General features: G+C 40.3%; 12 protein-coding genes. 4 read left to right on the top strand and 8 right to left on the bottom strand.

Features of this window, described 5'->3' with window-relative positions; genetic code table 11:
• Positions 1-56: 56 nt before the first annotated feature.
• The 4 genes from ACRRSQ_RS14230 to ACRRSQ_RS14215 form a co-directional block, all read right to left on the bottom strand.
• Positions 57-1,748 (bottom strand): hypothetical protein, encoded by a 1,692-nt coding sequence (locus ACRRSQ_RS14230; protein ID WP_440876424.1) that lies wholly within the window; start codon positions 1,746-1,748, stop codon positions 57-59.
• Between the two features lie 194 nt (positions 1,749-1,942).
• Positions 1,943-2,722 (bottom strand): substrate-binding periplasmic protein, encoded by a 780-nt coding sequence (locus ACRRSQ_RS14225; RefSeq protein WP_440876423.1) that lies wholly within the window; start codon positions 2,720-2,722, stop codon positions 1,943-1,945.
• Positions 2,723-3,063: 341 nt separating this feature from the next.
• Complete coding sequence (gene eno, locus ACRRSQ_RS14220; protein ID WP_440876422.1) at positions 3,064-4,365, bottom strand: phosphopyruvate hydratase; 1,302 nt, start codon at positions 4,363-4,365, stop codon at positions 3,064-3,066.
• Positions 4,366-4,796: 431 nt separating this feature from the next.
• A complete protein-coding gene (locus ACRRSQ_RS14215; protein WP_440876421.1) occupies positions 4,797-6,434 on the bottom strand; it encodes a CTP synthase in 1,638 nt (545 codons plus the stop codon).
• Positions 6,435-6,759: 325 nt separating this feature from the next.
• Here ACRRSQ_RS14215 and ACRRSQ_RS14210 point away from each other — a divergent pair, with 325 nt between their 5' ends.
• Complete coding sequence (locus tag ACRRSQ_RS14210) at positions 6,760-7,344, top strand: DUF4202 domain-containing protein (RefSeq protein WP_440876420.1); 585 nt, start codon at positions 6,760-6,762, stop codon at positions 7,342-7,344.
• Positions 7,345-7,483: 139 nt separating this feature from the next.
• Here the strand turns inward: ACRRSQ_RS14210 and ACRRSQ_RS14205 are convergent, their stop codons facing one another.
• The 4 genes from ACRRSQ_RS14205 to ACRRSQ_RS14190 form a co-directional block, all read right to left on the bottom strand.
• Positions 7,484-7,846, bottom strand: coding sequence for a YbaN family protein (locus ACRRSQ_RS14205; RefSeq protein ID WP_440876419.1), 363 nt, complete (start codon positions 7,844-7,846; stop codon positions 7,484-7,486).
• Positions 7,847-8,175: 329 nt separating this feature from the next.
• Positions 8,176-12,219, bottom strand: coding sequence for a cobaltochelatase subunit CobN (gene cobN, locus ACRRSQ_RS14200; protein ID WP_440876418.1), 4,044 nt, complete (start codon positions 12,217-12,219; stop codon positions 8,176-8,178).
• 2 nt (positions 12,220-12,221) lie between these two features.
• A complete protein-coding gene (locus ACRRSQ_RS14195; RefSeq protein WP_440876417.1) occupies positions 12,222-12,566 on the bottom strand; it encodes a DUF2149 domain-containing protein in 345 nt (114 codons plus the stop codon).
• Positions 12,566-13,105: a MotA/TolQ/ExbB proton channel family protein gene (locus ACRRSQ_RS14190; protein WP_440876416.1), complete on the bottom strand. Its 540-nt coding sequence runs from the start codon at positions 13,103-13,105 to the stop codon at positions 12,566-12,568. The genes ACRRSQ_RS14195 and ACRRSQ_RS14190 overlap by 1 nt, the downstream gene beginning before the upstream one ends.
• 227 nt (positions 13,106-13,332) lie before the next feature.
• On the opposite strand from ACRRSQ_RS14190, the gene ACRRSQ_RS14185 reads away from it, so the two are divergent.
• The 3 genes from ACRRSQ_RS14185 (at position 13,333) to ACRRSQ_RS14175 (ending at position 16,389) form a co-directional block, all read left to right on the top strand.
• Positions 13,333-15,531, top strand: a complete 2,199-nt coding sequence (locus tag ACRRSQ_RS14185) for a TonB-dependent hemoglobin/transferrin/lactoferrin family receptor (protein ID WP_440876415.1) — start codon at positions 13,333-13,335, stop codon at positions 15,529-15,531.
• A gap of 165 nt (positions 15,532-15,696) precedes the next feature.
• Positions 15,697-16,104 carry a hypothetical protein gene (locus ACRRSQ_RS14180; RefSeq protein ID WP_440876414.1) on the top strand — a complete coding sequence of 136 codons (408 nt, stop codon included), beginning with the start codon at positions 15,697-15,699 and terminating at the stop codon, positions 16,102-16,104.
• 120 nt (positions 16,105-16,224) lie between these two features.
• Positions 16,225-16,389 carry a hypothetical protein gene (locus ACRRSQ_RS14175; RefSeq protein ID WP_440876413.1) on the top strand — a complete coding sequence of 55 codons (165 nt, stop codon included), beginning with the start codon at positions 16,225-16,227 and terminating at the stop codon, positions 16,387-16,389.
• Positions 16,390-16,508: the final 119 nt, after the last annotated feature.

Below are 16,508 nucleotides of genomic sequence, written 5' to 3'. Positions count from 1 at the left end.
TAACGAGGCGAGAGAAAACCAATAGCGCTGATTTGTATCAAAAAATGTAAGTGTTATTAAAAGGCATGTTTGGCTTCAACGCGAATTTCAAAACTATCGATGTCTGGATCACTGCTTTGTGGAAAAGCAAAATCGATATGAATAACATGATTATTGCCTCCCGCATGAGGAGAGTATATTCGAGCGCCAACACCAAATGAGTGCAGCCAACCCGAGTCAGTATTTTCAGCGATTGAACCACCAAATGCACGACCAGCGTCAGCAAACACCGTACCTGCTAAATCAAATAATTTATAGATATTAATATTTGGGTAATAGCGTATTTCAGAGCTAAATTTTACACTTTTCTTACCGTGTTGATATTGCAAAGGAAAACCACGAAGACCGGTATTACCGCCCATAGTTACTGGACGATCTAAATATTGGTTTTCGCTAAAGGTATTGGCGTTGTGTAAGTAAAAACCCCACTTTTCAGACAGTTGGTAAAAATATTCGGTTGAAATATTAGCTAACAAACGATTGTTACCTTGTTGGTAAATATCGCCTGCCAGTGCAACCTTCATCAATAACAAATCATCTTGATATAATGAAAACCCTTTGTGAATTTGCGACTGCCAAAACAGCCATGCTGAATCTTCATTGCTGCCATCGCCAACACCAATACGAGAGTGCACTTGCCAGCCAGTATTAAAGTCTTCAATTTGTGAAATAAGATGGATATTATTTTTTTTCTTAAAGTCTTTTTCAATGTACTGCACGTCAAACCACGGATAGAGAAAATCTCGGTCACGCGGTAGTTCGGTTACCGGCAGTGCTTCTTCATAATCACTAATCGATGAAAACAGGTGTTGATCTTGTGTAAATCCGGCTCGATAACGCAAAACGTAGTCTTTAGTATTGGTAACTAACCAGCCGTAACTTAGCTCTTTATGTTCCATATCATGCTGGAAAACTGATTGCTCATCACCATTTTGATAAATAGTATCATCACGCATTTCTTCATTATAACCAAGACGGTAGGCGTATTTAGTATGAAAACCAGCAAAGCTTTTATTTAGCGATATTGCATGTTGAATGCCGTCATCATTGTCGGCAAACCTAAGCGCTAAATGGGTATTTTTTTTCTGAAATAGCGGAATATTGCTGACTAATCGATACCCTGAACGCTGAACATTGCTATAGGTTTCGATTTCAGTATCTATGCCAAGGCCAAGCAAGTTTCGCTCTTTTATGCCTAAGCTATAGGTACTTTCTCCGCCCTTTCGTCCAAAGCTTATTGTTGGTAATAACGACCAGTTATCCCAAGTTTCAATGCTAATAACGTTTTGCTGTTCATCTAATGAAACTCGTGCATCTCGTAAAAATTTTCTTGCCCGTAAATGTCGCTCTAACTCAGCTAAATCTTCTGGTTTTTTTTCACATTTTTCGAGGAAAAATGCCGATTCATTTTCAAGCGTCATTTCCTTGGTGGTTATGTGTAATTTATTGGCAAGTCGATGAAACCAAATAATGCCTTCTTCGTTTTCATTAAAAATAGGGTTAGCGTTAAACTCAATCGCATCATAGGGCAAAGTGCATGTTAGTGAGAGTTCGCCATTGATAACAGTTTCAGGTGTTTGACGTTGATATGTTGAAGATTGAGGAGCGACATTTGCTTTAGCACTCGCTAAAAGCATGCCAAATAAAAAAAATATGCCACTTAAAACTAAGAAGCAATTTATTCGAACAAGGTGTTTTATATAAATCAAATAACGCCCTTTTTTGTTTTTAGCACAATACCCGTTAACCTGATCGCGATGCCAAAAGATAAGCTAGCGTTAACAGCAATGAAATTTTATCTTATAGATTTATGTTAATTATAGTAGTAAGTGCCTGTTTTAGATATTTTAATAATGATTTTATTACTTAGCCGATACCGATTATTTTTCTTAACAATGGCACGTTATTTACTCATTGGCTTATTCGTGCCAGATCCCATTTCATGTAAGTGGGTAAAATAATTTTTAAATAATGACTCAACCTGTATTTTGGCTAAGCCTTTGTTATATATATCTAACCACTTTTTTCCTCTATCGTCAGCATTAAAAGCAATATAAAGCGCTTTATTCTCCAATAAGTTACGGTGAACTTTAATTTGATCTTTGATGTGATGATACTTTTTATCATGAGTGATGAGGTAGTTAAATACATTTATATCAATCACCGCAGCATCAATGCGTTGATTGGCGAGCTTAAAGATATTCATTTCGTCGGTCATTACCCGTTGCACTGAAATTTCACCTTCGGCAACTAACTGATCAAAAGCTTGGGTATTAACATAATCTTGCACAATGCCAATTTTATAGCGACGAAGATCGTCTATTTCAAAAAATTCAATCGGCGCTTGGGCGTGTTCAATTAAACCAAGTGGGCCGCTGCCAGCAGGTGCTGAAAAGATAAAACTATCACTTTGATGATAATATTCTGGAAAATAGCCCGCGTATTTAGACTGCCCCTGCTTAACCATTTTCACCGCACGGCTCCATGGAAAAACATCAACAATTAATTCATGTCCCATGGCAGCAAAGGCAGCTTTTGCCACCATAACACTCGCCCCTTGCTGAGAGAGATTGTCGCCCGAATAAGGCGGCCAATGCAGTGTTGCAAGGTAAACCGTCTCGCTGCGAGCTAACGAGCTAGCACAGACGACACATACCAACAAAAGACTTTTAAAAAAGCTCACCGTTGCAGCAACACCCCAGAAGTTAACACCTTACTTGTAGATTAGCATACTAAAGGGAAAAATCTTTGCTTAAGCACAAGCGAGCAATAAGTAAAAGAGGAACTGTACAAAAAACCAATTAAGCACTTGGAGCTTCATTATTTTCTGGCTGTATTAAACGCTCGCCAATTAATTAGAGCAAAACATGCTGTTTTACCAGTATTTACAGCGCAAAACAAAATAAAAAAAAGCCAGTTTGCCAGCAGTAACGCCAATCAGATAAAATTTTTCAGGCAAAAAAAATCCGATGGTAAATACCATCGGATTATTCATCAGCTTTCTAGGGCTTCAAAGTAAAGGAATTAACCTTGACCTTTAACTTCAGATAAACCGTTAAATACCGCTTTATCACCTAAAAATTCTTCAATACGTAACAATTGGTTGTACTTAGAAACACGGTCAGAACGACATAAAGAACCCGTTTTGATTTGACCAGCTGCTGTACCAACGGCTAAATCAGCGATAGTTGCATCTTCAGTTTCACCAGAGCGATGAGAGATAACGGCAGTAAAACCAGCGTCTTTCGCCATTTTAATCGCTGCTAAGGTTTCAGTTAATGAACCGATTTGGTTGAACTTAATTAAGATAGAGTTACCAATACCTTGCTCGATACCACGTGCTAAGATTTTAGTATTTGTTACGAATAAGTCATCACCAACGATCTGAACTTTGTCACCAATTAATTTAGTTTGGTAAGCAAAACCGTCCCAGTCTGATTCGTCTAAGCCATCTTCAATTGAAACAATTGGGTATTCTTCACAAAGGCTTGCTAAAAAGTCAGAGAATTGGTTAGCAGTAAATTGCTTGCCTTCACCTTTAAGGTCATAAATACCTTTGTCAGCATCGTAAAATTCTGATGCAGCACAATCCATTGCTAAGGTTACGTCTTTACCTAACTCATAACCTGCCGCGGCAACCGCTTCTTTAATTACTGCTAATGCATCAGCATTTGACGCTAAGTCAGGTGCAAAACCACCTTCATCACCAACAGCAGTATTTAAACCTTTGCCAGATAATACTTTTTTAAGTGCGTGGAAGATTTCAGCGCCCATACGTAATGCTTCACGGAAGCTGTCAGCACCTACTGGTTGAACCATGAATTCTTGAATATCAACGTTGTTGTCTGCGTGCTCACCGCCATTGATGATGTTCATCATAGGCAAAGGTAAAGAGTACTGACCCGGAGTGCCGTTTAAGTCAGCAATGTGTTCGAATAATTGAACTTTCTTTTCGTTTGCTGCAGCTTTTGCTACCGCTAAAGAAACTGCAAGAATAGCGTTAGCACCAAAGTTTTCTTTGTTTTCTGTGCCGTCTAAGTCGATCATGATTTGGTCAACTTTTGCTTGCTCAAGTGAACATTGACCCACAAGTGCAGGCGCAATGCTATCATTTACTGCAGCAACAGCTTTTAAAACACCTTTACCTAAATAACGCGCTTTATCACCATCACGAAGCTCTAATGCTTCACGTGAACCTGTAGATGCACCAGATGGTGCTGCAGCGCGGCCCCATGCGCCTGATTCTAAATATACATCAGCTTCAACTGTTGGGTTACCACGAGAGTCCATGATTTCACGTGCGATGATCTTACTAATATTCGACATTATATTTCCTACTTGATTTAAACACCGTTTAGCTTTCTTTTAGCCCACTAAATGAAAGCGAAAAACGAATAAAATTAACATAACTTCTAGCAAGCCAAGCTTGCCCTGATTGATTGTGATGCACTTGTGCTATTTTTTGTCGTTAACTCCTTTACGACCCGTTGATAAATCCTGTTATCAAGAAAAATTTTTACTTTTGACCAATAACGTTCTAGTTAAGTGTCTTCTCGACACTGTATTGGCTGTTGTGATTTTATCGAAACAAAAATCACACCGTTCTTCCTGAACATAAACACGCCTGGCGACATCCTGTCTGCGTGCCTTGCATACACGGATGTATGTACTTGTGATTTGTCTGGAGCAAAAATCACGTGCTTTCATCCTTGAAAACAAAACCGCGGCATAGGCCACGGTTTTAGTTAATACTTGTTTTAGCTATTGAGTTGTTTCTGGTGCTCAAATGAGGCAGCAACAAAACTTTCAAATAACGGATGTCCATCACGCGGAGTTGAATTAAACTCTGGGTGGAACTGTCCAGCAATAAACCAAGGGTGATCAGGTATCTCGATCACTTCAACTAAACTTTTATCAGTAGATAAACCCGAGAAGACTAAACCAGCTTTGCTTAATTGCTCTCGGAAGTTATTATTTACCTCAAAACGGTGACGGTGTCTTTCATAAATTGTTTCACTACCATATACGTCACACACCTTGGTACCTTTCACAAGGTGGCACAATTGTGAACCTAAACGCATAGTACCGCCCAAATCTGAGTCTTCACTGCGGTACTCAACTTTACCTTCTTCGTCTAACCATTCATTGATTAAACCAACCACAGGTGCAGTTGTTTCAGGGTGGAACTCTGTGCTGTGCGCATCAGTTAAACCCGCCACGTTACGGGCAAATTCAATTAACGCCACTTGCATGCCCAAACAAATACCTAAATAAGGTACTTTGTTTTCACGCGCATACTGTGCTGCTAAAATTTTACCCTCAACACCACGCTCACCAAAACCACCCGGTACTAAAATCGCATCGAGATCTTTTAAAATATCAACACCTTTAGCTTCGACATCTTGTGAATCTACATAGTTAATTTTTACTTTAACTTGGTTTTTAATACCGGCATGTTTTAATGCTTCATTTACTGATTTATAAGCATCTGGCAATTCAATGTACTTACCTACCATGCCAATGTTTACTTCGCCGACTGGGTTGGCTTCTTGATAAAGTACTTGTTCCCATTCAGTTAAGTCAGCTTCTGGTGCTTCTAAACCAAAACGTTTAACCACAAGTTCATCTGTGCCTTGTGATTTTAATAACGCAGGTACTTTATAGATACTGTCTACGTCGCGCATTGACACAACAGCACGCTCTTCAACATTGGTAAATAAAGCGATCTTCGCTCGTTCATTCGCAGGAATAGCACATTCGCTACGACATACTAAGATATCTGGGAAAATACCAATTGAACGTAACTCTTTTACTGAGTGTTGTGTAGGTTTGGTTTTAATTTCACCTGCGGCAGCAATGTAAGGCACTAACGTTAAGTGCATAAACATAGCGCGTTCACGGCCAAGTTCAGTACCTAATTGACGAATCGCTTCTAAGAAAGGTTGTGATTCAATATCACCTACCGTACCACCAATTTCAACCATGGCTATATCGTAACCTTCGGCACCTTCAATCACTCGACGTTTAATGTCGTTGGTAATATGAGGGATAACCTGAATTGTTGCACCTAAGAATTCACCTTTACGCTCACGCGCAAGAATATCTTGGTAAATACGACCAGTGGTAAAGTTATTACGCTTGGTCATCTTGGTACGAATAAAACGCTCGTAGTGACCTAAATCTAAATCAGTTTCAGCACCGTCTTCGGTAACAAAAACTTCACCATGTTGAATTGGGCTCATAGTACCAGGATCAACATTGATATAAGGATCAAGTTTAAGCATGGTAACTTTTAAGCCACGCGCTTCAAGGATCGCCGCTAAAGAAGCTGCTGCAATGCCTTTACCAAGAGACGATACAACGCCGCCAGTTACAAAAATATATCTAGTTGTCATGTGATACCAAAAGTCAGGATAAACAGAAATTTTTCGTTAAAATCGTTTAGGGTTCAATGAACGTGGGCTATTGATTGAAAGCCAATAAACTAATTTAACAGGACGGGAACGCATTATACGTAAAAGGCGTCAGTTCGACAATATGATCTATGGATCATTGTTTAGAAAAGTAGCTTATTTTTGTTAACCACGCCTTATCGGCGATGAAATTTTCAAGTATCAATAAATAAACATCGTTTTTTATGCGATAAAATAGCAAAACATTGCATAAGACAAATTTTTGAGCAGTGTTATACTGCTATTTTTTCCGGTATGAGAATCCATAATGTCGACCTCTGAGCTACAACACATTTTTTCAGCTATCGATGCGGTTAATGCCCAAGATCCAAATAAAACGCTAATTGACAACGAAGAACAAGCCAACGAATTACTTTATGGTCATTATATGAGTGCTTGTTTAGATCAATATTGGCCGCAAGCCAATGAGCTATTACAAATTGCCGTTCGTGCCCAGCATATTAAGCGCTGGCATTTAAAACGCACAGAATTTCCCGCCGGCAAAGCAGGTTATTTAACGTGGCGTAAAGAACAAGGTAAATACCATGCCCAATTAACTAAAGAATTGATGTTAGAACATGGTTACAGTGAAGAACAAGCCGAACAAACCGCCTGTATTCTTCGTAAAGAAAAACTAAAAACTAACAGCGATACACAAACCCTCGAAGATGTCGCTTGTTTAGTATTTTTAATGCATTACTTTGACGCCTTTGCCGCCAAACACACCGAAGAAAAGATTGTCAGAATTGTGCAGTTAACTTGGCGAAAAATGTCAGATAAAGGTCACGAAATTGCCTTATCATTAACTCTGCCAGATCATCTTGCCGCGCTAGTTGGTAAAGCTTTAGCTTGATTTAGAAATAGTTAAAAGTGACAAGCTTGAAGCGGCAAGTTAAAAGTTAGAAGCAACAAGCAACAAGTTAGAAGCTGCAAGTTAGAAGCTAGAAGCTAGCATAATGCGCTGATTAATCGATAACCCTTAAAACTTAATTTTAAGGGTTATAGTTGCCATCAGAAATAGGCAAGCGCCATAAAAAGATAAATGGCCCAGCAATTAATACCACCACTAAAACCTTCAGCCATAGACTTGGCAAGATATAACACGACCACGCCCCAGCAAGTACCATAGAAAGTAAGGCAATCACTTTAGCTCGTTTAGGAATGCTGCGAGAAGCTTGCCAGTGATAAATTAGCGGACCAAAAACTTTATTTTCTAACAACATTTTATGGAGTCTAGGAGACGATTTTGCAAAACAAGCCGCCACCAAAACAAAAGGTGTTGTGGGCAGTAAAGGTAAAACTGCACCTAACATCGCAAGCGCGACAAAAAATAAACCCGCAATTTTTAACAGCAAAATAAAAACCTAATCGTCGTAGTCATCACCTTAATAATAACTGAATATCAGCAAAATTACTGCTCATACCTTAGGGTCTGTTGATCTTTGTTTATATTTTCAGCAATAGGTTATTTTTAATGAATGCTAATGCCGCTAGCATTAAAAAGAACCATTGCCCGTAGGGCTGAAGGCTAAAATCGCCTTACTCAGCGTTGAAAATCATTGATTTAGATGACTAAATTGCATAATTTTCGCCTTGATTAAGACGATTTTATCTCTCAGCTGAATTATTGAACAAAGCTCAAGAGACCCTAAACAAATCATCACTTAAGGTATGAGCTATGCTTTTAAGCTGCCTGTTTTATATCACGATTATTTTTCGGCTTTTCAGGTAATGGTAATAACAAACTGACTTTTTGCTTAGATTGAAACCATTGGCTCGAGAAGCCAACCACAAAAATCAGCATTAACCAATAAACAATGGTGTAGTCGGTTTCAACTGGCTCGGCTTTAGCTTGCTCTTCCAGCTTTTGTCCGGTGACTTGTTCAGCCGCTTGAGTTGCGGAATTATTTGGCTGTTCTAATGCTGTCGGCTGAGCTAATGCTTGTGCTAACGCTTGTGACAGCGGCGCTAAACCAAAGCCCGCTGCCGCTTCGTCCATATATTCATTGAACTTTTCATTGTCGGTAGCAACATCAAATTCGGTTGCCAATTCGCTATAGGTTTCAACCATTTTTTTGATGGTTTCTTCATCGGCTTGCCAATAACCTTTGCGCACTGCTTCGAGCATACGCTCAAGTATTTGCGCTAAGCTTTCAGCGTTATGCTGCTCAAAAAACTCACGCATATCCATTTGGTATTTGTCATCAACATAGACCTCAAAAAACTCCTGCCATTGATCATCACGAATCGCTTCTGGTGCCATCACTTCCCAGCCCCACATGTTATTCATGCGATCTAAAATCGCGGTTGCACCTGCATAACCTGAGTCTTGCATCGCTTTTATCCAACGTGGATGAAAATAACGGCTGCGCATTTCTTGATTCACAAATTCATCTAAGGTTTGCGTTTTTAGCTGATCTTTTTTACGCAGGTTTGACACATACATTTCTGGCGTTGCGCCATCTAAATGCCTGACCGCTAAGCCTATACCGCCAAAATATTGAAACGGATCGTCATTGGTCATCAAGGCATAAAGGTTAGTCGAGCGAGAAAATATCACCCCGTCAGTACCTGAGAGCACCTTACTATATAAACCTTCACCGTCGCCAAAGGCATCGCCAACATTTTCACTCCAACGTTTTTCGTCATGACCAAAGGCGTAGCCCATGCGATCTAGGTATAAATTAGCAAGCTTATCATCGGTTTCCCAAGTATCAGAGGCGAGCGAGCTACTCGCTAAGCCTGTACCGTAATTACCGGTTTCATTTGAAAAAATACGAATAGATGATAAGTAATCTGCATCAGCTTCAGATTTACCTTTTTCCAATAATTCCGACTTTAAGGCGTTAGCATGGCGATAAACAAAGTTATTATCTTCTTTCATTTTAGCCACTTTATCGATGGCTTTAGCCAGCCATAACATCACATTCGGAAACGCGTCGCGATACAAACCCGTTGCTGAAATTACCACATCAATGCGTGGGCGTTTTAGCTCGCTATACGGGATAACTTCAACATCAACCACATTGCCTTGGCGGTTCCATTTAGGCTTTAAACCGAGCGCATGTAATATTTGCGCCTCTAACGCGCCTTGGTGACGCATGGTTTCAAGTGACCATAACGAAAACGCGAGTTTCTCTGGGTATTTACCATGTTTTTCTTGGTAGGCAGCAATGGTTTGCTCCATTAAAGTTACACCCGCATCATAAGCTTCTTTTGATGGTACTTTCGCCGGATTAAAGCCGATCAAGTTTCGCCCTGTTGGCGCAGCCTCTGGGTTACGAATAGGATCGTTACCATAACTGACCGGAATGTACTGACCGGACAATGCACCAAGCAAGTTTTGTGTTTCAGCAATGGCTTGAAAATTTTGCCAATATTGCTGAGCCGTTTGTAGGTCTTGCTGTAAGCTTTCATCTAAATCGGTTAGCGACTCTGGCGCATTAATGTAGGTTTTAAGCAACTGAAAACCGTCAAGCGCTGCTAAGTTTTTAACATTGCGCTGGTCAAACTGCTGAGCCGCTGGCACCGCTAATTGATGCGCTTGCTCGTAAGTTGCTGCTCGCTCGGTAAAATCGTCACCCAACATTTGCAACATGGTGCTAAACAAGTGAGACTCTTGCGGCAAGTCACCAAAAATATGCACACCTAACGGCTGGCTCATTTGCGCCAATGCATTTAAATGATCTTGTATTTTCGCAATATGTTGTTCGAAGTTAGCCGCTAACTCGCTTTTTTCAATCGCTAAATCATTAAGCATATTTAGCTGCTCGGCCATGTCGATAATTTCAGCTTGGGTATTAGCGCGCGTTTGTCCGTCAGATAACATTAAATAGTTGGTGATTTTTTCATTTAGCTCAGCAACTTCGGTATATAAACCGGCTTTGGCAAACCCAGGCGTTAAGTGACTGATCATAGTCGCTCGGCCGCGGCGTTTTGCCTGCATCGCTTCACCCACATTATCGATAATGTAGGGGTAAAATACCGGTAAGTTGCCAAGTGCTAAACTTGGCGCATCATAAACAGATAAACCACGTTCTTTCCCCGTTAACCACTCTTGTGAACCATGGGTGCCTAAATGAATGTAAGCATCAGCGCCAAAGGTTTCTCGGGCAAATAAATAAATCGCCAAATAGCTGTGATTAATGGGTGTTTTGGTGCTGTGATATAAATTCGCATGCTCTTTAGCATTTTCACCACGTACGCCTTGCGGCAAGACCACCATATTGCCTAAATTCATCCGCGGAATCACAAAAGCTGGTGCGGTTTCGCCATTAATCGTGGCGCTACGTAACATGCCGCTTTCTTCAGGTTTGCCCCAACGCTCAACAATAGGTGCGGTAACCGATGCTGGCAGCGCATTAAACCAGTTCAAATAAGTTGATAACGGCATGTACTCTGCTAAGTCTTGAGCGATCAAGGCTTCAGCATCTTCACCGCGATAATAAGGGCGTAATAATTTGCCGGCATTTTCAATTAAGGTTTGATGAGATTGCACTTCAACGTTGTAACCTTGCGCTTGCATCGCTTGGCTAATGTTTTCAATTGATGACGGCACATCTAAAAACGCGGCGCCGATGTTTTTCTCACCCGGAGGATAATTCCAAATAAAGGTAGCAACTTTTTTTTCATTATTTGCAATATGAATTAAATTGGCGTGATTGTATGCACGCTCAACTAAAGCATTCAATTGATAATCTATCGCCACTTTAGTGCCTTTATCATTGGCAGCAATAATGGTTGGATCGGCGCTACCGGTGTCTTCTGGCATCACTAAAAAAAATGGCGTAAGCGATGGCGAAACACCGGCATGGTCTTGCTCAAACGCAGCTTGATCACCTTCAGTGTAATTAAGGGCATGCAAAACCGGTACACCCAGTTTTTCAAACTCTTGTCTGCGTTTTTCAACATAATGCAGCGAGCGGTAATTAATCACTAAATCAACCCGAGAAGATAAGCCATTGTCGGTTTCAGTCATTAATAAATCAGTGTAATTAAGCGCTTTGTCTTCACCTTCAAAAAAGTAACCAAACGCTTTAGCGCCTTTTTCTTCTAGCCCTTTAATTAGTGCATCAACAATTTGGCTTTGCTGATAATCAACCACACTGCGATGCATGCCGATTGCGATCACCGGTTGATTTTTTCCAGCGCTAATAAAATTAAAAAAATCATCGGCATTGGCAGTCACTTTGCCCGCATAGTTATAGTGATATAAACCTACCTCTGGTACGTCTATCGGTGCTGGCGCGTTAACTGATGATAAAGCCAAAAAGTCGCTGGCAATAAACTGCATCATATTGGCATAGTTATCACTGCCAGCATTATTGAAATAGCCACCTAATTGCCTACTTTGCGCGGCGGTTAAGCCTTGATTCATTGCGCTATTTTTTAGATCGCCTAGTGAGATCACTGCAACCTTTGGAAATTGACTCAGTTTGCTTTGATATTTAGCAAACATAAATTTTGACAGCTCAGGGTTGATGCCATCTAACATCACTAACTTGGCCTGTGACCATGCTTGATTAATTTCCTCGTCAGATTTTCCGGTTGCAACAAAGTTCACCAAATTAAACGGTTGCTCACTGGCAAGTTTAAGCAGTAACTCACCTTTAGGTTTTGATGCGTGCGACGACATCATCAACAATACGGTCGGTTTGTCATTCGCCGAGACACTAAAACCTACTAGTGTTATTAGCGTTGCCACTACTAAGATTATATTTTTTAACATGTTTATTTACTCGTACTGTTTTGCTTTGATGAAGATGTACCGTCTTCTGGCACATAAACAAAACTGCCATCAGCCATGGTATAAGCGACACCAGCGCGCATGCCCTCGCCAGAGCCAACTTCGCCGGTTGATTTATACTGTTTGATTTCTTTACCTTTTTTAACGATAACTTCCATATTCGGTTTACCGGCATTTTTCACCACGGTAACGTCATCACTGGAAAAGGTATTTAATGGATTTTGCGCAAGCGCAATCAGCAGTGCTGCAATAATCACCAAAAATACATCCACTAAATTCACGGCACTGACGATCGGATTTAACTCTTCATCTTCATCTAAAAAACGCATTACATCGCCTCTTTGATTTTTCTAATATTAATCAATTCGTTAGCACACCAACGCTTTTTAACCGACGCCGGCCAAAAGGTTACGGTTGAAATAGCTAAGCCCCAAATGACCGCAGCAAAGGCAATAATTAAGTTTTCACTAATGCCTTGAATATTGCCATCGGCTAAGGCTTGCAGAGCTGGCCCCATTGGGATCATGGTGGCAATTAAGCCCAGCATTGGCGCAATACGCGTCACTATGCGCAGGTTTTCTAACTGCTTTAAGGCAACCACTTCTAGCTCGTCGTCGCTAGCGCTCGGGTTATTGATAAAATAGTTATGAATGGGGTAACCCGCGTGTGTGGTTATCTGCACTTTATCTAGCTGATGTATTTGCCTGCTGTAATCTAAACGCGCTTTTTTACGCAACACCCACTGCGAGCAAAAACGCCCAACCATGTAAAGCGCATACACGGCTAATGCACAAATTAAAATAATGACTGGCGCCATAAGTAGCTCAGACGCCTGAGCCATGGTTAGTTCTAAAAATTGAATTGTCACCTTGCTAAATACCTCATTTATTTTAAGCGCTGAGATTGTACAACCACACAAACCAGAATTCAAATGATAATTATTATCATTTGTGTTTACATTTATATTTGATCTATGTATGGTAAAAAAGATTTGAAAATGCAGCCCAAATATCCACTCGCTTAAGTGTTAGTAGTCGCGATTCCTTCGCGAAAATAAACGGCTTGCGAGCGATATAAATTTTGATAGGAAAAAAGATGTTCACATTCAAGCGCACACTCCTAGCCACAGCGATGGCTTCTGTTAGCGTGCTTAGCCCATTAAGTTTTGCCCAAACCCTACCCGACGGTTCACTTTCTGACGATATCGTTAATAGTGACTTAGAAGTCATTGTTATTAGCGGTACAAAAACCGAAAAAGCCTTAAAAGATGTTGCTGGTAGTATCTCTGTAATTAGCGAAGAAGATATCGAAAAACAAGCGGTTAATAGCATGAACCAATTGTTTAAATATGACCCGAGTATTCAAGTTAGCGGCAGTGTTGGCGGCGCACAGAACTTTATAGTCCGTGGTATGGGCGGAGATCGTGTTTTAATGATCAAAGACGGCATGCGCATGAATGAAGGTTATGGCGCTGACGGCTTAAACGATATTGTTGGCCGTGGTTTTATTGAAACCGATATCTTAAAACAAGTTGAAGTGGCAAAAGGAGCTGCGTCGTCATTATATGGTTCAGATGCGCTTGGCGGCATTGTGGTATTTACCACCAAAGATGCCAGCGACTATCTAAGTGAAGGTGACAAAGTTGGTGGTAAAATCAAATTCGGTTACGACGATCAAGGCAAACAAAGCAGTGTCGCCGGTACATTAGCCCTTGAAACTGGTGCTATCGAACACTTACTGAATATTTCACTACGTGATGGTGAAGAAGCGCAAAGCTACGACAATACCAAGCCAAGTTTAGATATTGAATCTAAAAGCTTTTTCTACAAAGGCAAATATAACATTAATGATAATGACTATCTTAGTCTAACAGTTGATCAATGGAATCAAGACGTTAAAGGTGATATCGCTTATGGTTTACTTGAATATTTTCGCGATTTAGAAGGTTACACCATTTTAGATGAAAGCAGCAAAAGCGAACAAGACAACCGCTCGATACAGCTTCGTTACCACAGCGAAACAAAAACCGCGTTTTACGATTTATTATCAGTGTCGATTTACAGCAATGATACTGAGCAAAACGATGTTGAATATGGCCAGTTAGACATAGATGCAAACTTTGGTTTCCCAATTGTCGAAATACGCGATATGTGGAAAAGTTCGATTTATAAGCAAGAAACCCAAGGCTTTTTATCACACGCCAGTAAAACCTTAAATCAACACCATACCTTAGGTTATGGATTAGACGTGGAAGACTCAACCTCAACTCGTACAGAAATGAAACTGTACGCAGTAGAAGGCGAGCCAAAACCTGGTTACCCGCAAGAAAGCGAGAAATTCCCAACCACTGATGTTTTTCGTGCTGGCTTTTTCATTAATGATGAAATTTCATTACTCAACGATACCTTAATCGTGACGCCAGGCGCACGTTTTGACCAATATGAAATGGACCCTAACGGCGCACTAAAAGAAGACGGTGAAGCTTATAAAAAGTTTGATGAAAGCAATATTTCATTAAACATTGGCGCACTTTACAAATTTAGCGATACTGTTGCCGCGTTTGCCCAATACGGCCAAGGTTTTAAAGTGCCCGCGTATGACCTAGCTTACATTAATCATGACAATTCACTCTATGGCTATAAAATTGTGCCAAGTGATGATTTAGCACCTGAAGAAAGCAATACCTTTGAGCTGGGTTTACGTGGTCATGTTGACGACTTCTTTTTCAGTGCCGCAGTATTTTATAGTAAATACGATAACTTCTTAGCAACACAGCTTATTGATATTGAAAGCCAAATGAACCCTTATACCGGACAAGAGTCGCAAGTATTGGTTTATCAATATCAAAACATTGATGCGGTTACCATTAAAGGCATTGAAGCGTCGTTGCGCTACCATGTAAACGATAACTTTTCAGTATTTACCAATGCTTCCTATCAAGACGGTGAAAATAAGGAAACGGGTGACTATTTAGAAAGCATTTCACCTTTATCTGGCGTAACGGGCATTAGCTTTGAACAAGAAAGTTTATCAGCTGATTTGATCCTCAATTGGGCAGCTAGCATGAATAAAGTTAACGATGGCAATGTTGCTCTACCGGGTTACGGCGCAGTCGATTTATTAGTAAGTTATGCGTTTAACGATCAGTTAAAAGTCAATTTTGCCGCCACCAACTTAACCGACAAAAAATATGTGCGTTATGTCAATGGCGCAGGTCACGCTGACAGCTCAACCTTGGAAGATGTTACTGAAGCAGGACGTTCTATTTCTGCGAATATTTCTTATCAGTTTTAACAGGTAATTACTTAGAGCTGGTTAAGAATTAAACTTAGCCGGCTTTCATTACAGTCGTTGTCATGAACACAAACCTAGCACTTCGCAAATAAAAAAGCTCACCTTTCAAAGTCAGCTTTGCTACAATCGCTCAGCCATCTTATCCCGTATATAAACGACTTTTTAATGAAAAATAGCCCAAACTCTCAGTTAGATGACGACCATGCTATTGCTGAAAATACGCAACACACACCGTTAGCAAAAATGCCTGCAGGGCAGCAACATATTTTAAAAAACATGCAACGTACGTGGAAAGATTTTATTCCTCATTACCTTATTGTATTAACGATTGTATTCACCTACGGCTACTTTTATGAACAATCACAAACGGCAGATACTAACGATAAACATTCAGCAGTTTCTATAGCACCCACGCATATAAATAACAATTTCTACGCTTGGAGCTTTCAAACAAGCAGTATCTACTTTGCTCCCAATAATTCGCACTATTTTTTGCCGACTTTGCATCATTTAAACAGAAAACAGCCGCTATTTACTAGCATGTTGTCACTACAGCCAACAACAGATGAATAACCCCAAATAACTATCAGTTACCACTCGCTTTTTGCGAACATTTTGTAAAAACACGCACGGAAACTTTGTGCTAAAGTGCATTATTTATTCATCAACGGCCTTAAGCTAAAGAGGTTTATTGTGCAGTTAGCACAATTTGATTCAGGACAATCACCAGTGGTTATTGCACACTTTCAGCAAGTATTTTCAGATTCAGAAGGTGAGACAGAAGGAAGGTTAATCGGTGAACTTGTTAGCGAGTTAATTCAAACCACCAAGGCCGATGACTTATACCAATCTGATTAATAACATGATCAACTCAGAGCTATTTCAGCTGTGCTAGAACTCGCTAAATTTTTGCAGGTATAGTCATTTCTATATCAGATAAATTTAGTGTTGTTATCGGGCCGCTGAAAAGCTCCGAA

It is taken from the genome of Thalassotalea sp. PLHSN55 (genome assembly GCF_052030545.1).
GTDB lineage: Bacteria > Pseudomonadota > Gammaproteobacteria > Enterobacterales > Alteromonadaceae > CANMXU01.
This window is presented reverse-complemented; position numbering and strand designations above follow the sequence as displayed.

Excerpts from the sequence above, each read along its gene's own strand:
- eno (WP_440876422.1), bottom strand. The coding sequence starts at position 4,365 with ATGTCGAATATTAGTAAGATCATCGCACGTGAAATCATGGACTCTCGT.
- ACRRSQ_RS14215 (WP_440876421.1), bottom strand. The coding sequence starts at position 6,434 with ATGACAACTAGATATATTTTTGTAACTGGCGGCGTTGTATCGTCTCTT.
- ACRRSQ_RS14210 (WP_440876420.1), top strand. The coding sequence starts at position 6,760 with ATGTCGACCTCTGAGCTACAACACATTTTTTCAGCTATCGATGCGGTT.
- cobN (WP_440876418.1), bottom strand. The coding sequence starts at position 12,219 with ATGTTAAAAAATATAATCTTAGTAGTGGCAACGCTAATAACACTAGTA.
- ACRRSQ_RS14195 (WP_440876417.1), bottom strand. The coding sequence starts at position 12,566 with ATGCGTTTTTTAGATGAAGATGAAGAGTTAAATCCGATCGTCAGTGCC.
- ACRRSQ_RS14185 (WP_440876415.1), top strand. The coding sequence starts at position 13,333 with ATGTTCACATTCAAGCGCACACTCCTAGCCACAGCGATGGCTTCTGTT.
- ACRRSQ_RS14180 (WP_440876414.1), top strand. The coding sequence starts at position 15,697 with ATGAAAAATAGCCCAAACTCTCAGTTAGATGACGACCATGCTATTGCT.